Genomic DNA, 594 nt, shown 5'->3' on the forward strand with positions numbered 1-594 from the left:
GCCAGACTACATCCCACCGCCGCAGCTTTCAGATCGGCAAGTAACTGTCTGTCCCAAAAAAAGAGTGGGGGTCTATGGACTAGGCTATGTCAACCGTCGTGAAGGCTTGGTGGAGTGTCCGGAAGGAAATTATGACCTCTATGACTTTGTCCAGCAGTCTGAGCAGATTGAGGATAAAGAGTTTGATTTGCTAATTGTTCGTGCATCGAGTTGTGAGCCTAGTATCCCTATCAACACTAAGAAGCTCAAATGTCCAACAGTTTTACTTGCTGGGACTACTCATCAAGAGTCTTTCCCGATTAACTATCTCTTAGCCTATTGTGCGGCGGAAGACTTTGACTATGTGGTTACTCCCCTCAATCGCCAGCACCTACACTGGTTTGCGGCAGCAGGGTTTAACAATGTAGCCTGGCTACCACTCATACATATGTACACAGTTACTCATGAATGGGTAGAAGCCAGGGAGAACAGAATTGCTTTCTTAGGTCACGCAGGTGCCTTTCATCCAAGACGCATTCGGCTAATTAATGCCCTAAGAGGGGCTGGCTTGCCTTTAGTTACTAAGTCAGGAACCAGAGAAGAAGGTGCTCATCT

General features: G+C 47.1%; 1 pseudogene. It reads left to right on the forward strand.

Annotated elements, in window-relative coordinates:
* Positions 1 to 594: pseudogene (locus NW838_RS10160) on the forward strand (glycosyl transferase family 1); the annotation flags it as partial.

The organism is Synechococcus sp. R55.2, from assembly GCF_047462075.1.
Classification (GTDB): Bacteria; Cyanobacteriota; Cyanobacteriia; order Thermostichales; family Thermostichaceae; genus Thermostichus.